The organism is Streptomyces sp. NPDC000880 (genome assembly GCF_053599675.1).
Genome location: NZ_JBSFMS010000149.1, coordinates 1 through 16861 on the forward strand (window position 1 = coordinate 1; position 16861 = coordinate 16861).

The following is a 16861-nucleotide window of genomic DNA, read 5'->3' on the forward strand; positions in this document are numbered from 1 at the left end:
GGTGAGGCGGCGGGGGCGGGCTGTGCATTATGTTTTGTTGGCGGGGGGGGGGGGCGGCGCCCCCCCACCCCGTTTCCCTGTCGGTACGAATGCCCTTACGCCTTACGCGAGGAGACGCAGCGCAGATGTCCGAGGTGAACGCCCCCTGGCTCATCGTGGGCCTCGGCAATCCCGGGCCCGACTACGCCGCGAACCGGCACAACGTCGGGTTCATGGTCGCCGACCTGCTCGCGGAGCGCATGGGCGGCAAGTTCAAGCGCGCGCAGAAGGCGCAGGCGCAGGTCGTGGAGGGCCGGATCGGCGCGCCCGGTCCTGCGAACCGACGGTTGATCCTGGCCAAGCCGATGTCGTACATGAATCTGTCCGGCGGCCCGGTCAGCTCGCTGCGCGACTTCTACAAGGTGCCGGTCTCCAACATCGTCGCAATCCACGACGAGCTGGACATCGACTACGGCACGCTGCGGCTGAAGCTGGGCGGCGGCGACAACGGGCACAACGGCCTGAAGTCCATGACCAAGGCGATGGGCGCGGACTATTACCGGGTGCGGTTCGGGATCGGCCGCCCGCCGGGCCGGATGCAGGTCGCGGACTTCGTACTGAAGGACTTCTCGTCCACGGAGCGCAAGGAACTCGGCTACTTGGTGGACCGGGCGGCGGACGCGGTGGAGTGCCTGGTCACGGAGGGCCTGGAGCGGGCGCAAAGTACGTACAACTCCTGATAAGGCCGGGCCATAGGTTGACCGAGCGCGGTCATATGGCCAAGGATCGCGCGTTGTGAACCGGACTCGATTGCTCCTCCACGGCCGCAGGGCGGCCATGGCCTGTGTTGCCGCGCTACTGCTGGTGGCCGGTTTCTGGTCGTCGTGGGGCACGGCCCAGCACGTCCTGCTCGCGAAGGGCCGGGAGCACGGCACGCTGACGGTCGCCGACTGCGGCGTGGACACCTGCACGGGCCCGTACGACCCGGAGGGCTCGGCCGCGCCCCGCACAGGCATGACCATCGAGAAGTCGATCGCCGTGAAGGAGGGCGAGAAGCTCCCGGTGGTGGTGAAGCCGGGCACGGCGGAAGTGGTGCGCACGGGCACAGCGGGCGCCCTTCACGCCTGGCGCCCGCTCGGCGGCGCACTTCTCCTCGCCGCCCTCGTCATCGGCGGCGGCCTCAGACTGACCCGGACCGCCTGGGCGGCGGCGGCGGCGGGCGGGGCGCTGCTGGTGGGAACGTTCTTCGCACTCTGAGCCCGGACTCCGCCGGCCCCCAATCCCCTTGCTGGAACGGCGCATTCACCTGATCGTTATCCTGGACTATCGGGACAAGTGCCAACTCTTGATGCATATGTGTCACGAGGTGTCTTGACCGGCGCGCGGGTTCACAGGACGCTGAGCCGCCCCCCACGGCACCCACCCTCTCTCACGTTGGATTGCCCATGCGCACCCTTACGTTCACCGGCGCCCTGGTGGCAGCAGCGGCGCTCTCGCTGTCGGCCGCTCCATCCGCGTTCGCAACCCCGCCCGGCGACAACGGCACCGTGAAGATCCACGATGCCAAGACCGGCGAAGAACTCCGCAAGAACGAGCCGCACGTCTGCTCCTTCTACCTCGACGCCTTCGGTTTCGACCGCGGCCAGGAAGTCGACTGGAAGATCGTCGAGATGCCGCCCACCGGCACCAAGGGCACGGTCGCGGACACCGGTTCACTGACGCTGGACGGCGAGGGTCATGGCCGTACGGACGACAAGACCCTGCCCGACGGGCACTACAAGCTCATCTGGAACTTCGACGGTGAGCACGGCGAGGCCAAGCACAAGGTCTTCTGGACCGACTGCGAGGACGACGGCAAGCCGGGTGAGAAGCCGACCGGCAAGCCTTCCCAGAAGCCCTCCGATGAGCCCTCCGAGAAGCCTTCCGAGGAGCCGACGGCGAAGCCCACCTCCTCCACCTCCGCTTCCACGGCCCCGACGGCCGCCCCGTCCCCGTCCGCGGCCGGCGGCGGTGACCTCGCCGAGACCGGTTCGAGCGCCCCGATCGGCGCGATCTCAGCGGTCGCCGCGGCCCTGGTCGGCGCGGGCGGTTACCTGATCGCGCGCCGCCGCAAGGCCCAGCACTGACCAATACCAAAAACGGCCCCCTCCCCGCGCGGGGAGGGGGCCGTTTCGCGTGGTGTCAGCCGGTGTTGCGCAGCCCCGCCGCCACGCCGTTGACCGTCAGCAGCAGCGCCCGCGACAGCAGCGGATCCGGCTCCTCGCCCCGGGCCGCCGCCTCGCGCTGGCGCGCCAGCAGCGAGACCTGCAGGTAGGAGATCGGGTCCAGATACGCGTCGCGGATGCCGAACGTCTGCTGCAGCACCGGGTTCGAGCCCAGCAGCCGCTCGCCGCCCGTGACCTTCAGGACTTCGCTGACCGTCAGCGCGTGCTCAGCCTCGATGGTGGCGAAGACATGCTTCAGGTCGTCGGGGACGAGCGTGTCCACGTAGTGCCGGGCGATCCGCAGGTCCGTCTTGGCCAGCGTCATCTCGACGTTCGCGATGAAGTTCCGGAAGAAGTGCCACTGTTCGTGCATTTCGCCCAGGACCGTGTCCAGACCCGCCTCGCGCAGCGCCTTCAGGCCCGAGCCGACGCCGAACCACCCCGGCACGATCTGCCGCGACTGCGTCCAGCCGAAGACCCAGGGGATGGCCCGCAGGCCGTCGAGGCCCGCCCCCGAGTCCGGCCGGCGGGACGGCCGCGAGCCCAGGTGCAGCTCGGCCAGCTGGTCCACGGGCGTGGAGGCGAAGAAGTACGCGGGCAGGTCCGGGTCCTCGACCAGGCGGCGGTACGCCGTGTGCGCCGCCTCCGAGACCGTGTCCATCGCCGCGTCCCAGCGCGCCAGTGCCTCGCCCGACTGGCGCGGCGCGGTGTGCAGCGCGGACGCCTGCAGCGTCGCCGCGACCGTCAGCTCCAGGTTCTCCCTGGCCAGCGACGGGATCAGATACTTGTCGGAGATGACCTCGCCCTGCTCGGTCACCTTGATCTCGCCCTCCAGCGTGCCCCACGGCTGCGCCAGGATCGCGTCGTGCGAGGGGCCGCCGCCGCGGCCGACCGTGCCGCCGCGGCCGTGGAAGAGGCGCAGCCGTACGCCGTACCGGTGCGCCACATCACGCAGCCTCCGTTGCGCCCGGTGGATCTCCCACTGCGAGGTGGTGATGCCGCCGAACTTCGACGAGTCGGAGTACCCGAGCATGACCTCCTGGACGTCGCCCCGCAGCGAGACGAGCCGCCGGTACGAGGGGTCGGCGAGCATGCCGTCCAGAATGACGTCCGCGGCCTTCAGCTCGTCCGTGGTCTCGAGCAGCGGCACGATGCCGATCTTCGCCCAGCCCGCGTGCAGATCGATCAGTCCGGCCTCACGCGCCAGTACCGCCGCGGCGAAGACGTCGTCCGCGCCCTGGCACATCGAGATGATGTACGACTCGATGACCTCGGGCCCGAAGCGCTCGACGGCTTCCTTGACGGTGTGGAAGACGCCGAGGGTCTTCTGCCCCGCGGCGTCCAGCGGCGCGGGCGTCGGCGCCAGCGGCCGCCGCGAGCGCAGCTCCTTGGCGAGCAGCTTCTGCCGGTAGTCCCGCGGCATGTCCGCGTATCGCCAGGACTCCTCGCCGAGCCGGTCGAAGAGCTGCCCGAGCGCATGGTGGTGCGCGTCGGCGTGCTCGCGGACGTCCATCGTCGCGAGCTGGAGCCCGAACGCCGCGATCGTGCGGATCGTACGGTCAATGTGGCCGTCGGCGAAGAGGCCGCCGCGGTGCGCGCGCAGCGACGTCTGGATCAGGGTGAGGTCGTGCAGCAGCTCGGCGGTGCCGAGGTAGTCGCGGCCCCCCTCGTGCGGCGTGCCCTTGGCGAGCCGCTCCCGGGTGTTGACGAGCTTCTGCCGGATGCAGGTGGCCTTGAGGCGGTACGGCTCCTCGGCGTTCAGCCGCTTGTAGCGGGGGCTGATCTCCGGAAGCCGCTCCAGATCGCTCTGCAACGACGTCAGCAGCTCCTCCGTGGCGCCCGCGTAGCGGATGGAGTTGGAGAGCAGTCCGCGCAGATAGTCGATGACCTCGACGGCGTCGGTGATGCCGTGCTCGTGCTGCAGGATCAGCACCTCCCAGGTCACCGCGGGGGTGACATTGGGGTTGCCGTCACGGTCGCCGCCGATCCAGGTGCCGAAGGTCAACGGGCGTGTCTGAGGGGGCAGTTCGACACCGACCCGCTCCAGCTCCGCGGACAGGTCCTCCAGCACGTCGCCGACGGCGCCCGCGTGCAGCTCGTCGAGGTAGTAGATCGCGTTGCGCGCCTCGTCGGCCGGCTCGGGCCGCACCACACGCAGCTCGTCGGTCTGCCAGATCAGGTCGATGTTCTCGGCGAGCCGCAGATCGTGACGGCGCCGGTCGGCCGGGCTGACCGGGGCCTCGAGGAGTTCGGCGATGCGGCGCAGCTTGTTCAGTACGGAACGCCGCGCCGCCTCGGTCGGGTGCGCGGTGAATACCGGCCGTACGTTCAGATTCTTGACGGTTTCGCGCAGATGCTCGGGGTCGGCGTCCTTGAGCCGGTCCGCGGTACGGGCCAGCAGACCGCCCTCGGCGGCCCGCCGCTCTCGCATCTCATGGCCGCGGTGCACCTGCTCGGTGACGTTCGCCAGATGGAAGTAGATGGAGAAGGCGCGCACCAGCTTGGCCGCGGTCTCCAGGTCGGTGTCGCCCAGCAGCTCGGCTGCGGCCTCACCGTCGCTGCGCGTCAGGGCCCGGACCCGCTCGACGAGCTCCAGGAGCTCGGGGCCCTCCTGTCGGACGAGGGTCTCGCCCAGCAGATCGCCCAGGCGGCGGATGTCGGCGCGCAATTCGGCGCTGGCGGTAGGGGTCTGGTCGGCACTGCTCACAGGTGCGGCTCCTTGCAGTGTTTGAGCACGTCTGGAGGGTTCTGGAGGCTGCGGACCGCGCTGTCCGACGACACCCAGGATAGGTGGCCGTTTCCCTGACGTTATCCACGGATCCCTTGCCGCGAGGCTGCGCGCTGCCATACTTACGTTGCCGTAGGTTACGCGTCCGTAATGCGGTTTCCATTGCAGTCCCTCACCCCACAGGGGAACCCCATGACGACAAGCCCTGATCTGCTGGACGACGTCCCTCAGTCGCCGTTGCCGGACCTCCCTTCCGCCACCCTGGGCGGGGACAGCAAGCGGTCGGTCGAGCAGATCGCCCTGCTGCTGTTCATCACGGTGCCCTTTCTCGCCCTGCTCGCGGCGGTGCCGCTGGCCTGGGGCTGGGGCGTGAGCTGGCTCGATCTGGGCCTGCTGGTGGCGATGTACTACATCGGCTGCCACGGCATCACGATCGGCTTCCACCGCTATTTCACGCACGGCGCCTTCAAGGCGAAGCGCCCGCTGCGTATCGCGCTGGCGGTCATGGGCTCGCTGGCCGTCGAGGGCCCGCTGGTGCGCTGGGTGGCCGACCACCGTAGGCACCACAAGTTCTCGGACGCGGAGGGCGACCCCCACTCGCCGTGGCGCTTCGGCGAGACCGTCCCCGCGCTGATGAAGGGCCTGTGGTGGGCACACATCGGCTGGATGTTCGACGAGGAGCGGACGCCGCAGCACAAGTACGCGCCGGATCTGATCAAGGACGGGGCGATCCGCCGGATCTCCCGTGACTTCATTTACTGGACGATGCTCTCGCTGGCCGTCCCGCCGCTGATCGGCGGTCTGGTCACGATGTCGTGGTGGGGGGCGTTCACCGCGTTCTTCTGGGGTTCGCTGGTCCGCGTCTGCCTGCTGCACCACGTCACGTGGTCGATCAACTCCATCTGCCACGCGGTCGGCAAGCGCCCCTTCAAATCCCGTGACCGCTCGGGCAATGTGTGGTGGCTCGCGGTGCTGTCCTGCGGAGAGTCCTGGCACAACCTCCACCACGCCGACCCGACGAGCGCGCGGCACGGCGTGCTGCGCGGCCAGATCGACTCCAGCGCCCGGCTCATCCGCTGGTTCGAGCAGCTGAGCTGGGCATACGACGTCCGCTGGCCCAGTGAGTCCCGTATCGACGCCCGGCGCAAGAGCGACACCGCCGACGCGGCATGATTGACGACGTGGCGATCGACGGCAGTACCAGCAAACCGGACAAGAGCCGACCCGCGGGGAGCCGGCGCGTCCGCCGGGTCCGGATGACCGGGGCGGAGCGCCGGGAGCAGTTGCTGGACATCGGTCGCACCCTGTTCGCCGAGAAGGGTTTCGAGGGCACGTCGGTCGAGGAGATCGCCGCGAAGGCGGGCGTCTCCAAGCCGGTGGTGTACGAGCACTTCGGCGGCAAGGAGGGGCTGTACGCCGTCGTGGTGGACCGCGAGATGCGCCAGCTGCTCGACACGGTGACGGGCGCGCTGACCGCGGGGCATCCGCGGGAGCTGCTGGAACAGGCGGCGTTCGCGCTCCTCGACTACATCGAGACGTATACGGACGGGTTCCGCATCCTCGTCCGGGACTCCCCGGTCGCCCAGTCGACCGGCACCTTCGCCTCGCTGATCAGCGATATCGCCACCCAGGTGGAGGACATCCTCGGCCTGGAGTTCAAGGCCCGGGGCTTCGACTCGAAGCTCGCCCCGCTGTACGCGCAGGCGCTCGTCGGCATGGTCGCGCTGACCGGCCAGTGGTGGGTGGACGCCCGCCGGCCGAAGAAGGCGGAGGTCGCGGCGCATCTGGTGAATCTGGCGTGGCACGGCCTTGACGGTCTTGAGCAGAAGCCACGGCTCATAGGGCACCGCAAGAACTGACGCCCCTTCACCCTAATTGGCTACCGGCCCGGCTTCCGCAGTTGTAGAATTTGCGACTATTCCGGGGAACGGTTCGCCACTCAAAGAGAGCAACTGCGAACATCTTCAACCCGGTTCCACCATTTTCCCCAGGGGGGGACCTTGTCTTCAGTGGAACCCGGCCGCCTTGTCGGCGTGCGTTTCAGACGCGCCCGCAGGATCGCGGCCTGCACGGCTCTCGCCGTCTCGGCAGGCATGCTGCTCGCCGTCCCTGCAGCGGCGGACGACAGCATGCCGCCCGCGCCGGTCGAGCAGTCCAGGCCGAGCAGTGAGCCGCCGAAGCTGACGCTTCCCAAGCACGGCGCCAAGCAGCCCTCCGCGGCTGACGCGGCCGACGTCCCGGTCGCCAAGCCGCGCAGCGACATCGACGGCGACGGCTTCACCGATCTTCTCTACCGTGCCGGCAACGGCAGGATCTATGTGGTGCCGGCCAGCGGTGCCGATTCCTACGAGTACCTCTTCGACACCAATGAGGCTGCGGACGAGACCTTCAAGGACGTCTTCTCGGTCGCCGGTCTTGATGCGGCCGGACCGGTCCACTTCACCCTGCTGTCGAGCGGCCGGCTCTCGGCCTACCGGAGCTCCCCCGACCGGGGCACGATCTTCTGGTCCGGGGTGGGCTGGCAGGCGTACAACAAGGTCTTCTCGCCCGGCGACCTGACCGGTGACGGCAGCGGCGACCTGCTCGCGCGTACGCCGTCGGGCGACCTGTACCTGTACCGGACGACGCCGGGGGCAGCCGTCCCCATGGCCGCCCGGGTCAAGGTCGGCTCCGGCTGGGGCGCGTACGACCAGCTCATCGGCGTGAACGACGTCAACAGCGACGGCATCGCCGACCTCTTCGCCCGTACGCCGGGCGGCGAGCTGTTCTTCTACTCCGGCAATCCCAACCCCGCCTCGCCCTTCAAGGGCCGCGTCAAGGTCGGCGACGGCTGGAACGGCTACAACCAGATCCTCAGCATCGACGACCAGAGCGGCGACGGTCTTGGCGACCTCGTCGCCCGTACGCCGTCGGGCATGCTGTACACCTACGAGTCCACGGGGACGGGCGCGTTCCTCCCCCGCGTGGCGGGCGGCTCGGGCTGGAACGCGGTGGCGCAGTTCGCCGGCGCGGGCAACAACCCGCACCTCGGCAAGGACGAGGTCCTCGGGATGGATACCCAGGGCACGCTGTTCACCTACTACGTCATGAACAACGGTCTGCTGAGCGCCCGTGACCAGGTCAGCGACATCGGCGGTTTCAAGGGGGCGAAGCTCACCTTCGTCTCCTCGCTCGACCCCAACGGCTGGGGCGACCTTTTCGAGCTGTACAACGGCACGCTGTACAACCTCACCCACACGTCGGGCGCAGCCCACGTCATCGGCAGCGGCTGGGGCGTCTACAACCTCCTCGTCGGCCCCGGCGACCTGAACGGCGACGGCAAGGGCGACCTGCTGGCGCGTGACGGCTCCGGTGCGCTGTATCTGTACCGCGGCGACGGCACCGGTTCGAAGTTCGCCGCCCGGCTCAAGGTCGGCACCGGCTGGAACGGGTTCAACAAGCTGGTCGGCGCCGGTGACGTCAACGGCGACGGCCGCAGCGACCTGATCGCCCGCGGCACCGACGGCAGGCTGTATCTGTACGCGGGTACGGGCTCCTCCTCGGCGCCGTTCAAGGCGAGGACGCTGATCGGCTCAGGCTGGAACACGTACAACAAGCTGGCGGCCCCCGGCGACCTCGACGGGGACGGACGAGCGGACCTCGTCGGCGCCAACGCCGCGGGTGAGCTGTACCGCTACACCGCCAACGGCAAGGGCGGGTTCAACACCAGGGCCAAGATCGGCAACGGCTGGAACACGTACAGCAACCTGTATTGACCCGTACTGCACAGAGCGGAGAAAACAGAGCGCCCCGTCGCACCGGACCTCCGGCGGGCGGGGCCCTTTCCTGCGCTGACCAGGGGGTCGCGGACGATCTCCACGAGGCCCTCGTGGAGATCGACGCGCCGGCCAAGTCCCTGGGCGTGAAGCTGCCCGACCGGGCCACCCGCAGCTGAGCCGCGACAGCGAAGTGGGCCGCCCAGGCTGGGGCGGCCCACTTCATGTCGTACCGGAGACGATCGCGTCGGACGGTAGGGTCCAGCCTTCCTGACCGTCGCACCCAAGGCGGCGCCGCAGGGCGGACCTCCTGCACCCACTCCAACCCACTCCAACCCGCTGCAAGCCATACGCCGGCCGGTCTGTTGGAAGGTGCCGGAGACGCTGTCAGCAGTTCGGCAACGGGCTCCAAGAACGAGACCACGAGCGCGCCGTCACCCTTTGTGATGACGCCTGCGGATTCCGGCGGCTACCGTGGAGCGGCAGACTGAGAATCCCGTCCATGGGAGGAACCATGACCGCCGAGCCGACCGCCGAGTCGGGCTACCGCTGGCCGGTGCCGCCGCAGGACGGATACACCGTGGACGACCTGTTCACGCTGCCCGGCCTCCCGCCGCACACCGAGCTGATCGACGGGAGCCTGGTTTTCGTGAGTCCGCAGCGACGTTTCCACAGCCGCATGATCGACCTTCTGGTCACCGGCCTGCGCCGAACCGTCCCGGAGGACCTGAAGGTCGAGCGTGAGATGACCGTGATCCTGGACCGGCGCAACGGCCCCGAGCCCGATGTCTCCGTCGTACGCGCCGAGGCGATCACCGGCCTGGAGCAAACCCGCTTCGAGGCGGCCGATGTACTGCTCGCTGTCGAGGTCGTCTCTCCGGACTCCGAGGCTCGCGACCGCGACACCAAGCCCCGCAAGTACGCCACCGCAGGCATCGAGCACTTCTGGCTGGTCGAGATGACCGGCGCCGATCAGCACCCCGTAGTGCGGGTCTACGAACTCGACCCGGTGACCAAGGCGTACGCCCTGACTGGTATTCACCACGACCAGCTCAAGACCAGCGTCCCGTACGACATCCGCATGGACATCACCCTGGACGCGTTGCGCAGGCTCTGATCTTGATCCACAGCGGTGTAGGGGAGCTCCGTCATGCCCAGGACGTCGGTGTAGTACGCGCGCAGGGCGTCCTCCGATCCGGGTGGCGCGGCCAGCTGGACATGGTCGACGGCGGCGAGCATCAGAACCCCTTTCGTGCGACGGCGAAGATCCGGCGGAACGGGAACACCGTGCCGTGCGGGCCCGGCGGGTAGGCCTTGCGGAGCAGATCGCGGTACTGGGCGAGGAATTCGTTCGCGGCGTCGGGATCGTCCGCGAGCTCGGTGAGGACCGGACGCAGGGCGGTGCCCTTGACCCAGTCCAGCACCGGGTCGTCCCCGGTGAGGAGTTGGTAGTACGTGGTCTCCCAGGTGTCCGTCCGGCAGCCGAGGTCCACCAGGCGGGCGAGGTAGTCGGCGGGCTCCAGTATGTGTACGAAGCGGCGACCGTGGTCGCCGAGGCGGGCGCGCCACTGCGGGGTTTCGCAGAGCTCGCCTAGGAGTCCGTGGCTGGGTGCGGTGAAATTGCCGGGGACCTGGAAGGCGAGGGTGCCGCCCGGGGTCAGGTTCTCGATCCAAAGAGAAAAGGATTCGGGGTGGTTGGGCACCCATTGCAGGGCCGCGCTGGAGACGATCAGGTCGTAAGGCTCGTCGGGCGTCCAGTGCGCGGCGTCGGCGGGCCTGAAGTCGAGCCAGCCGCCGCCGAATGTGGTGCCGGCGTGCTCCTTGTCGGCGATGGCGAGCATCTCGGGCGAGAGGTCGAAACCGGTGATGTGGGCCGTGGGCCAGCGGTCGGCGAGGAGTGCGGTGACGTTTCCGGGTCCGCAGCCCAGGTCCGCGATACGGGCGGGCATATCGCGATTGGGTAGCTGCGGTATCCGGGCGAGCAGATCGAGGAACGGGCGGGTGCGATGCCCCGCGTGACGCAGATACTGATGCGGATCCCAGGTTGGTACGGAATGCATGTTCGAGCCCCCTTGCAGGAACGGTGCGCCGAAACGGAACGGTGTCCCGGCCCGACCATGCCCAAGCCTGAGCCCGAATATATCTTGACATCAAGAGACTTCACATCGACAGACCCTCTACACTGATCGACATGGAGGACGAGGTCGATCGACTGGTCGCAGCATGGCGCCGTGAGCGCCCCGACCTCGACGTGGAACCACTGGAGGTGCTCAGCCGCGTATCCAGGCTCGCCCGCCATCTGGACCGCGCCCGCCGGCTCGCCTTCGCCGAGCACAATCTCGAGCCGTGGGAGTTCGACGTACTGACCTCGCTGCGGCGCGCGGGGGCTCCGTACCAGCTTTCACCCGGCCAGTTGCTGACCCAGACGCTGGTCACCTCGGGCACCATGACCAACCGCATCGACCGGCTTGCCAAGAAGGACCTGGTGGAGCGGCTGCCGGACCCCTCCGACCGACGCGGGGTGCTGGTGCGCCTCACGCCCGAGGGGCGGGACCGCGCGGACCAGGCGCTGGCCGGGCTGCTCGCGCAGGAGCGCGCGATCCTGGTGGAGCTGTCGCGGGCGCAGCGGGCGGAACTGGCGGCGCTACTACGCCAATTGACCGCCCCGTTCGACAACATCCCCGGCTAGGTCGACCGGGCCGACGCCGGCGCGGCGGGCGAGGGCGACCGCGGCGAGCGTGGAGTGCACGCCCAGCTTCCCCAGAACGTTCTGCATATGCGTCCTGACGGTGTGCGGGGACAGGAAGAGGCGCTCGGCCACGGCTTTGCGCCCCAGACCCGCGACCATGCAGCGCAGTACCTCGCACTCGCGTGGCGTGAGCGACTCCACGAGCCGCTCACTCTCGGTGCGGTGCTTGCGCGCCGCGGTCAACTCCCGCAGTACGCCGGTGAGCAGGGCGGGCGGCAGATGCGTCTCGTCGCGCAGCACGCCTCGTATCACCGCGAGCAGCCGCTGCAGGGAGCAGTCCTTGGCGACCCAGCCGGAGGCGCCCGCCTGCAGCGCGAGGGCGGCACGGCGCGGGTCGTCCTTCTCGGCGAGCACGACGGTACGGACCGCGAGCTGGCCGGAACGGACGCCCGCCACCAGGGAGATGCCGTCGACGAAGCCGTCCTCGCCGTTGTCCGGCACGGCGCGGGCGACGACGGCACGGGCGCGGGGCACCACCTGGGCGCCGAGGTCGGCGTCGACGAGCATGACGTCGAACCTGCGCCCTTCGGCGGCCGCCCGCTCCAGACACCGCAGCGCGGCGGTGCCGCTGCCGGCCGCGGCGACCTCGACATCGGGCTCGGCCGCGAGGGCGGCAGCGAGCGACTCGGCGAAGATTCGGTGGTCATCCACCACCAGGACCCGGATACGAACCACAAACACCCCCAGTGTCGGAGGAGAGACGGGCGCGGGTACGGCACCCGGAGAAATGGGGTTAGTACAGCGGTCGCTCGGCCGCCGCCGTGCTGTGACTCATACCCCACCCCGGGCGTCGTACCCGACTGTCTCGCCCCCTGATCGACACCGGCCCCCACCGGTGCTGAGCATCAGACTACGGCTGGGTGGCTGGAGCGGAAGGCTATTTGCAGAACTGATTGGCCAGGGTGTTTAGGGTGTGCCGCATGTTTCGTATTGAGGCGGAAGTCGACAAAGATCGACACAGGCTGCTCGGTGAACAGCTCGAGGCCGACAACGCGGAATGGTCCCCGGCGATACGCAGGTTGCGGGGTACGCCGCACGGGGAAGAAGTGCCGCTGCCCCCCTTCCCGAACTGGGGGCAGGCCGCCCAGACCCCCGAGGGGGTCTGGGAACGGCGGGGCTGACGCCCCCACTTCAAGGGCGGGTGGGTGAGTGGGCGAGTTCCGCTCAGGACACGCGGCGCGCTCCCGGGGACGGGGTTGCCGGGAAGATTCGCGGCTCGTCGAAGCCCGTCGACGCGAACGCCTCCACGAGCGACTTCTTCAGCGTCGCCGACGTCGACGTCTGCGTCAGGACGATCGCCGAGCCGCCGAAGCCGCCGCCCGTCATCCTCGCGCCCAGCGCGCCCGCCGACAGGGACGCGTCGACCACCAGGTCCAACTCCGGGCAGGAGACACGGAAGTCGTCCCGCAGTGACGCGTGGCCCTCGGTGAGGACCGGGCCTATCGCTTCGACCTCGCCCGCCTCCAGCAGGGCGATCACCCGTTCCACCCGGTGGTTCTCGGTCACGATGTGGCGGACCAGGGCGCGTAGCTCCGGGTCGTCCAGCCGGGACAGGGCCGCCTCAAGGTCCGCGTACGGGACGTCCCGCAGTGCGGGGACCCCCAGCGCCGCCGCGCCCGCCTCGCAGCCCGCGCGGCGTTTGCCGTACTCGCCCTCACTGTGGGCGTGTTTGACCCGGGTGTCGACCACCAGGAGTTCCAGGCCGAGCGCCGCCAGGTCGAAGGGGATCTGGCGCTGCGAGAGGTCCCGGGTGTCCAGGTGCAGCGCGTGGCCCGCGGTGCAGCACGCCGAGGCCGTCTGGTCCATGATCCCGGTGGGCGCGCCGACGTAGACGTTCTCGGCGCGCTGGCACAGCCGGGCCATCCGCCCCCGCTCCAGGCCCAGTTCGTACAGGTCGTTCAGGGCGAGGGCCGTGACGACCTCGAGTGCGGCGGAGGACGAGAGCCCGGCGCCCGCCGGGACCGTCGACTCGTAGTGGAAGTCCGCGCCGCCCACCGCATGGCCCGCCTCCCGCAGCGCCCACACCACGCCCGCCGGATAGTCGCTCCAGCCCCCCGGCCCCCGCCCCGGAGCGAGGTCGTCGACGCACAGTTCGACCGCGCCGCCGGGGACGTCCGCCGAGTGCAGCCGCAGTACGCCGTCGTCCCGGCGGGCCACCGTCGCCACGGTGGTGTGCGGCAGCGCGAAGGGCATCACGAAACCGTCGTTGTAGTCGGTGTGTTCACCGATCAGATTCACCCTGCCGGGTGCCGCCCACACGCCTTCGCTCATGACGCGTTCTCCCTCCCCCGGGCAAAGTCCCAGGCGTCCGACACAATGCCCGCCAGGTCCGCGCGGCTCGGCTGCCAGCCCAGCCGTTCCCGCGCGGCGGCCGCGGAGGCGACCAGCACCGCCGGGTCGCCGCCCCGGCGCGCGGCCACGACCTCCGGGACCGGGTGCCCGGTGACCTCGCGTACGGTCTCGATGACCTCGCGCACCGAGAACCCGTTGCCGTTGCCGAGGTTGCAGATCAGATGCTCACCCGCCGTCGCCGCGTCCAGCGCCAGCAGATGCGCCTCGGCGAGGTCCGCGACATGGATGTAGTCGCGTACGCAGGTGCCGTCCGGCGTCGGATAGTCGTCCCCGAACACCGAGATCGACTCGCGCCGGCCGAGCGCCACCTGCAGCACCAGCGGGATGAGATGCGACTCAGGGTCGTGGCGCTCGCCGCAACTGCCGTACGCGCCCGCCACGTTGAAGTACCGAAGGGACACGGCCGCCAGACCGTGCGCCGCCGCCTCACCCGTGATCATGTGGTCGACGGCCAGCTTCGACGCACCGTACGGGCTGGTCGGCGCGGTCGGGTCGGTCTCGGTGATCGGGGTGGAGACCGGCTCTCCGTACGTCGCCGCGGTGGAGGAGAAGACCAGTTTGCGCACCCCGGCGGAGCGCATCGCCGCCAGCAGCTCCATCGTCCCGCCGACGTTGTTCGCCCAGTACTTCTCGGGGTGCACGACGGACTCGCCGACCTGCGAGAAGGCCGCGAAGTGCAGTACCGCGTCGTACGAGGCGTCGAGCCACTTGGCGGCATCTCGGATATCGCCCTCGATGAAGGCCGCGCCCGCGGGCACGCCCTCCTTGAAGCCGGTGCAGAGGTTGTCGAGGACGGTCACCTCGTGCCCCGCCTCCAGCAGGTGCTGTGCCACCACACTGCCGACATATCCGGCCCCGCCCGTCACCAGGTACTTGCTCACTCGCTCGCTACCTCTCGCAGTCGTCTCGCCGCGGTTTCCGGCGGCACATCATTGATGAACACGCTCATACCGGACTCGGAACCCGCGAGGAACTTCAGCTTGCCGGAAGTCCGGCGGATGGTGAAAAGCTCGAGATGAAGCCCAAAATCACCCCGGTCGACCCCACCGAAGGGCGCCTGGTGCCAGGCCGCGATGTACGGCGTCGGCGGCTCGGCCTCGCCAAAGATCCGGTCGAAGCGCCTCAACAGTTCCAGATAGATCTGTGGGAACTCTGTGCGCGCCTCGTTTTCCAGCGCCCGAAGGTCCGGCACGCGCCGCCGTGGGTAGAGGTGCACCTCGTACGGCCAGTGCGCGGCATACGGCACGAAGGCCACCCAGTGTTCACCCTCCAGAACCACCCGTGCGCGCTCCGCGAGCTCCCGCTCGACGATGTCGTCGAAGAGATTGCGGCCGGTCCCCGCCCGGTGCTCGGCGGCCGAGCGCAGCATCAGCGCGGTGCGCGGCGTGACGAAGGGGTACGCGTAGATCTGGCCGTGCGGGTGCCCGAGCGTCACTCCGATCTCCGCGCCCCGGTTCTCGAAGCAGAAGACCTGCTCCACCTGCGGGAGTTCGGCGAGCTCGGCGGTGCGGTCGGTCCAGGCCTCCAGCACCAGCGCGACCTGCTCCTCGCTGAGGTCGGCGAAGGAGCCGTCGTGGTCGGAGGTGAAGCAGACGACCTCGCAGCGGCCGAAATCGCCGGCCAGGGAGGGAAAGCGGTTCTCGAAAACGGCGACGTCGTAGTCGGCGGCGGGGATCTCGCTGAGGCGGCCGTCCCGGGACGGACAGAGCGGGCATTCGTCGGCCGGCGGGTGGTAGGTGCGGGCCTGGCGGTGTGAGGCGATGGCGACCGAGTCGCCCAGCAGCGGGTCGCGGCGGACCTCGGAGGTGGTGGAGATGGGATCGAGCGGCCGCCGGTCGACGGCGTCCCGAACGGCGTCGTCTCGAGAGTCGTAGTAGAGCAGTTCACGACCGTCGGCGAGCCGGGTCGACGTCTTCTTCACTGTGGAGCTCCCTCACCCTCCCACCAAACAGAACCGCACATAATGAACCACAAGCCAACAGTTACGTCAATGGGTGAGCACCCCTGAGTGAGCGCTTGCGCGCAGCTTCAAACACGCGGGTTGTCGGGAACGAACTGGGCCTCATCTACCAGGGGCGCATCTACCGGTCGCTACTGAGCACCAGCGCTGCGTAGGGCGCCATGAAGGCAGACATGAAGACAGACATGAGCCGGCTCCGCCGAGCCCGTCCGAGGAGGCTCAGCCTTTACTCCGCCGCTTGACCGGTCGGCGACGAGACGATGGCCGCCCGGTCGAGCAGCCCGGTGCGCGCGGCCAGCGCCGCCGCCTCGAGACGGGAGCCGACCCCCAGCTTCATCAGCACCCGCTGCACATGCGTGCGGGCCGTGCTCGGCGCGATCCCCATACCGGCCGCGATCAGCCGGGTGTCCTCACCCTCCGCGACCCGCACCAGCACCTCGACCTCGCGCGCGGTGAGCAACTGCAGCAGCCGCTGCCCCTCGTCGTCGGGCTGCGCGGCCGGGTTGAGCAGCTCCGCGAACGCGCCCTGCAGCAGTTGCGGCGCCACCACCGACTCGCCGGCCCGGGCCTTGACCATGGCACGCTCGACGCCCTCGATGCGCTCGTCGTGGCGTACGTATCCGGAGGCGCCGGCCGCGAAGGCCGCGGCGATCCCGCGCGGACTCGGCACCGGACCGAGCACCACCACGGCCACCTGCGGACGCTCCCGCTTGATCTTGACGATGGGGTCGAACGCGCCCGGCTCCGCGGGCGTCGCCGTGCCCAGCAGGCATACCTCCGGCGCCCTGCTGACCACCAGGTCGGCGGCGCCGGCCGCGGGGGCCGCCGCCGCGAGCACCCGGTGCCCACGCAGCTTCAAGGCCGAGGCGAGCGCCTCGGCAAGCAGTCGGTGATCATCGAGCACCATGAGCCGCACGCCCATCGAGCAACCCTCCCCGTTGGAGCTGGCCCCCCGGCCCTCCTGACCCGGCAAGCTACACGCTTGTTCGACATCGCGCGCCCTGAACTCGGCAAAAGCCCCCCAGAATGCCGAATTCTTCGCCAAACAGGGCCACTTACGGCCGTGGGGGGGGGGCCCGGCGCTGGCTGTGGGGGGGGGCCGCCCCCCATCGGTGGCCATACAAGGGCCGGTGA

The 16861-nt window shown here is 69.5% G+C and carries 16 protein-coding genes and 1 pseudogene; 9 read left to right on the forward strand and 8 right to left on the reverse strand.

The genetic code is table 11. From position 1 onward, the window contains the following. The first annotated feature begins 125 nt into the window (after positions 1-125). The 3 genes from pth (at position 126) to ACWDO5_RS31380 (ending at position 2105) form a co-directional block, all read left to right on the forward strand. On the forward strand, positions 126-719 hold the full coding sequence (pth, locus tag ACWDO5_RS31370) for an aminoacyl-tRNA hydrolase (protein WP_450533855.1): 594 nt from the start codon (positions 126-128) through the stop codon (positions 717-719). A 97-nt stretch (positions 720-816) separates the two neighbouring features. Then, positions 817-1236: a hypothetical protein gene (locus ACWDO5_RS31375; protein ID WP_450533870.1), complete on the forward strand. Its 420-nt coding sequence runs from the start codon at positions 817-819 to the stop codon at positions 1234-1236. Positions 1237-1424: 188 nt separating this feature from the next. After that, positions 1425-2105: an LPXTG cell wall anchor domain-containing protein gene (locus ACWDO5_RS31380; RefSeq protein ID WP_450533856.1), complete on the forward strand. Its 681-nt coding sequence runs from the start codon at positions 1425-1427 to the stop codon at positions 2103-2105. Between the two features lie 55 nt (positions 2106-2160). On the opposite strand, the gene ppc is transcribed toward ACWDO5_RS31380, so the two are convergent. After that, complete coding sequence (gene ppc, locus ACWDO5_RS31385) at positions 2161-4890, reverse strand: phosphoenolpyruvate carboxylase (RefSeq protein WP_450533857.1); 2730 nt, start codon at positions 4888-4890, stop codon at positions 2161-2163. A gap of 213 nt (positions 4891-5103) precedes the next feature. Here ppc and ACWDO5_RS31390 point away from each other — a divergent pair, with 213 nt between their 5' ends. From ACWDO5_RS31390 to ACWDO5_RS31405, 4 genes are all read left to right on the forward strand, one after another. Further along, positions 5104-6084, forward strand: coding sequence for an acyl-CoA desaturase (locus ACWDO5_RS31390; RefSeq protein WP_450533858.1), 981 nt, complete (start codon positions 5104-5106; stop codon positions 6082-6084). Then, positions 6081-6770 carry a TetR/AcrR family transcriptional regulator gene (locus ACWDO5_RS31395; RefSeq protein WP_450533859.1) on the forward strand — a complete coding sequence of 230 codons (690 nt, stop codon included), beginning with the start codon at positions 6081-6083 and terminating at the stop codon, positions 6768-6770. The genes ACWDO5_RS31390 and ACWDO5_RS31395 overlap by 4 nt, the downstream gene beginning before the upstream one ends. 234 nt (positions 6771-7004) lie before the next feature. Next, positions 7005-8666 (forward strand): FG-GAP repeat domain-containing protein, encoded by a 1662-nt coding sequence (locus ACWDO5_RS31400; protein WP_450533871.1) that lies wholly within the window; start codon positions 7005-7007, stop codon positions 8664-8666. 514 nt (positions 8667-9180) lie between these two features. Next, positions 9181-9783, forward strand: coding sequence for a Uma2 family endonuclease (locus ACWDO5_RS31405; protein WP_450533872.1), 603 nt, complete (start codon positions 9181-9183; stop codon positions 9781-9783). 20 nt (positions 9784-9803) lie between these two features. Here ACWDO5_RS31405 and ACWDO5_RS31410 read toward each other — a convergent pair. Continuing rightward, positions 9804-9905 (reverse strand): annotated as a pseudogene (locus ACWDO5_RS31410) (glyoxalase); the annotation flags it as partial. Continuing rightward, positions 9905-10726 (reverse strand): trans-aconitate 2-methyltransferase, encoded by an 822-nt coding sequence (locus ACWDO5_RS31415; protein ID WP_450533860.1) that lies wholly within the window; start codon positions 10724-10726, stop codon positions 9905-9907. The pseudogene ACWDO5_RS31410 and the gene ACWDO5_RS31415, both read right to left, overlap by 1 nt. 131 nt (positions 10727-10857) lie before the next feature. Between ACWDO5_RS31415 and tamR the strand changes: the two genes are divergently transcribed. Further along, positions 10858-11355, forward strand: a complete 498-nt coding sequence (gene tamR / locus ACWDO5_RS31420) for a MarR family transcriptional regulator TamR (protein WP_450533862.1) — start codon at positions 10858-10860, stop codon at positions 11353-11355. Here tamR and ACWDO5_RS31425 read toward each other — a convergent pair. Beyond that, positions 11314-12090 (reverse strand): LuxR C-terminal-related transcriptional regulator, encoded by a 777-nt coding sequence (locus ACWDO5_RS31425; RefSeq protein WP_450533864.1) that lies wholly within the window; start codon positions 12088-12090, stop codon positions 11314-11316. The two genes, tamR and ACWDO5_RS31425, sit on opposite strands and share 42 nt — an antisense overlap. A 245-nt stretch (positions 12091-12335) precedes the next feature. On the opposite strand from ACWDO5_RS31425, the gene ACWDO5_RS31430 reads away from it, so the two are divergent. Then, positions 12336-12536, forward strand: a complete 201-nt coding sequence (locus tag ACWDO5_RS31430; protein ID WP_450533865.1) for a hypothetical protein — start codon at positions 12336-12338, stop codon at positions 12534-12536. A 43-nt stretch (positions 12537-12579) separates the two neighbouring features. Here the strand turns inward: ACWDO5_RS31430 and galK are convergent, their stop codons facing one another. From galK to ACWDO5_RS31450, 4 genes are all read right to left on the reverse strand, one after another. After that, positions 12580-13686, reverse strand: coding sequence for a galactokinase (gene galK / locus ACWDO5_RS31435; protein WP_450533866.1), 1107 nt, complete (start codon positions 13684-13686; stop codon positions 12580-12582). Further along, positions 13683-14648, reverse strand: a complete 966-nt coding sequence (gene galE, locus ACWDO5_RS31440; protein ID WP_450533867.1) for a UDP-glucose 4-epimerase GalE — start codon at positions 14646-14648, stop codon at positions 13683-13685. The genes galK and galE overlap by 4 nt, the downstream gene beginning before the upstream one ends. Further along, the gene (galT, locus tag ACWDO5_RS31445) at positions 14645-15688 is read right to left on the reverse strand and encodes a galactose-1-phosphate uridylyltransferase (protein WP_450533868.1); all 1044 of its coding nucleotides are present in this window, start codon (positions 15686-15688) and stop codon (positions 14645-14647) included. Before galT ends, galE begins: the two co-directional genes overlap by 4 nt. A gap of 265 nt (positions 15689-15953) precedes the next feature. Next, entirely contained in the window at positions 15954-16649 is a 696-nt protein-coding gene (locus ACWDO5_RS31450) for a response regulator transcription factor (protein ID WP_450533869.1), read from the reverse strand. Positions 16650-16861: the final 212 nt, after the last annotated feature.

What these genes read in the sequence shown, in the direction of transcription:
- pth (WP_450533855.1), top strand. Translation starts at nt 126, where the DNA reads ATGTCCGAGGTGAACGCCCCCTGGCTCATCGTGGGCCTCGGCAATCCC.
- ACWDO5_RS31375 (WP_450533870.1), top strand. Translation starts at nt 817, where the DNA reads ATGGCCTGTGTTGCCGCGCTACTGCTGGTGGCCGGTTTCTGGTCGTCG.
- ACWDO5_RS31380 (WP_450533856.1), top strand. Translation starts at nt 1,425, where the DNA reads ATGCGCACCCTTACGTTCACCGGCGCCCTGGTGGCAGCAGCGGCGCTC.
- ACWDO5_RS31390 (WP_450533858.1), top strand. Translation starts at nt 5,104, where the DNA reads ATGACGACAAGCCCTGATCTGCTGGACGACGTCCCTCAGTCGCCGTTG.
- ACWDO5_RS31395 (WP_450533859.1), top strand. Translation starts at nt 6,081, where the DNA reads ATGATTGACGACGTGGCGATCGACGGCAGTACCAGCAAACCGGACAAG.
- ACWDO5_RS31400 (WP_450533871.1), top strand. Translation starts at nt 7,005, where the DNA reads ATGCTGCTCGCCGTCCCTGCAGCGGCGGACGACAGCATGCCGCCCGCG.
- ACWDO5_RS31405 (WP_450533872.1), top strand. Translation starts at nt 9,181, where the DNA reads ATGACCGCCGAGCCGACCGCCGAGTCGGGCTACCGCTGGCCGGTGCCG.
- ACWDO5_RS31415 (WP_450533860.1), bottom strand. Translation starts at nt 10,726, where the DNA reads ATGCATTCCGTACCAACCTGGGATCCGCATCAGTATCTGCGTCACGCG.
- tamR (WP_450533862.1), top strand. Translation starts at nt 10,858, where the DNA reads ATGGAGGACGAGGTCGATCGACTGGTCGCAGCATGGCGCCGTGAGCGC.
- ACWDO5_RS31430 (WP_450533865.1), top strand. Translation starts at nt 12,336, where the DNA reads ATGTTTCGTATTGAGGCGGAAGTCGACAAAGATCGACACAGGCTGCTC.
- galK (WP_450533866.1), bottom strand. Translation starts at nt 13,686, where the DNA reads ATGAGCGAAGGCGTGTGGGCGGCACCCGGCAGGGTGAATCTGATCGGT.
- ACWDO5_RS31450 (WP_450533869.1), bottom strand. Translation starts at nt 16,649, where the DNA reads ATGGGCGTGCGGCTCATGGTGCTCGATGATCACCGACTGCTTGCCGAG.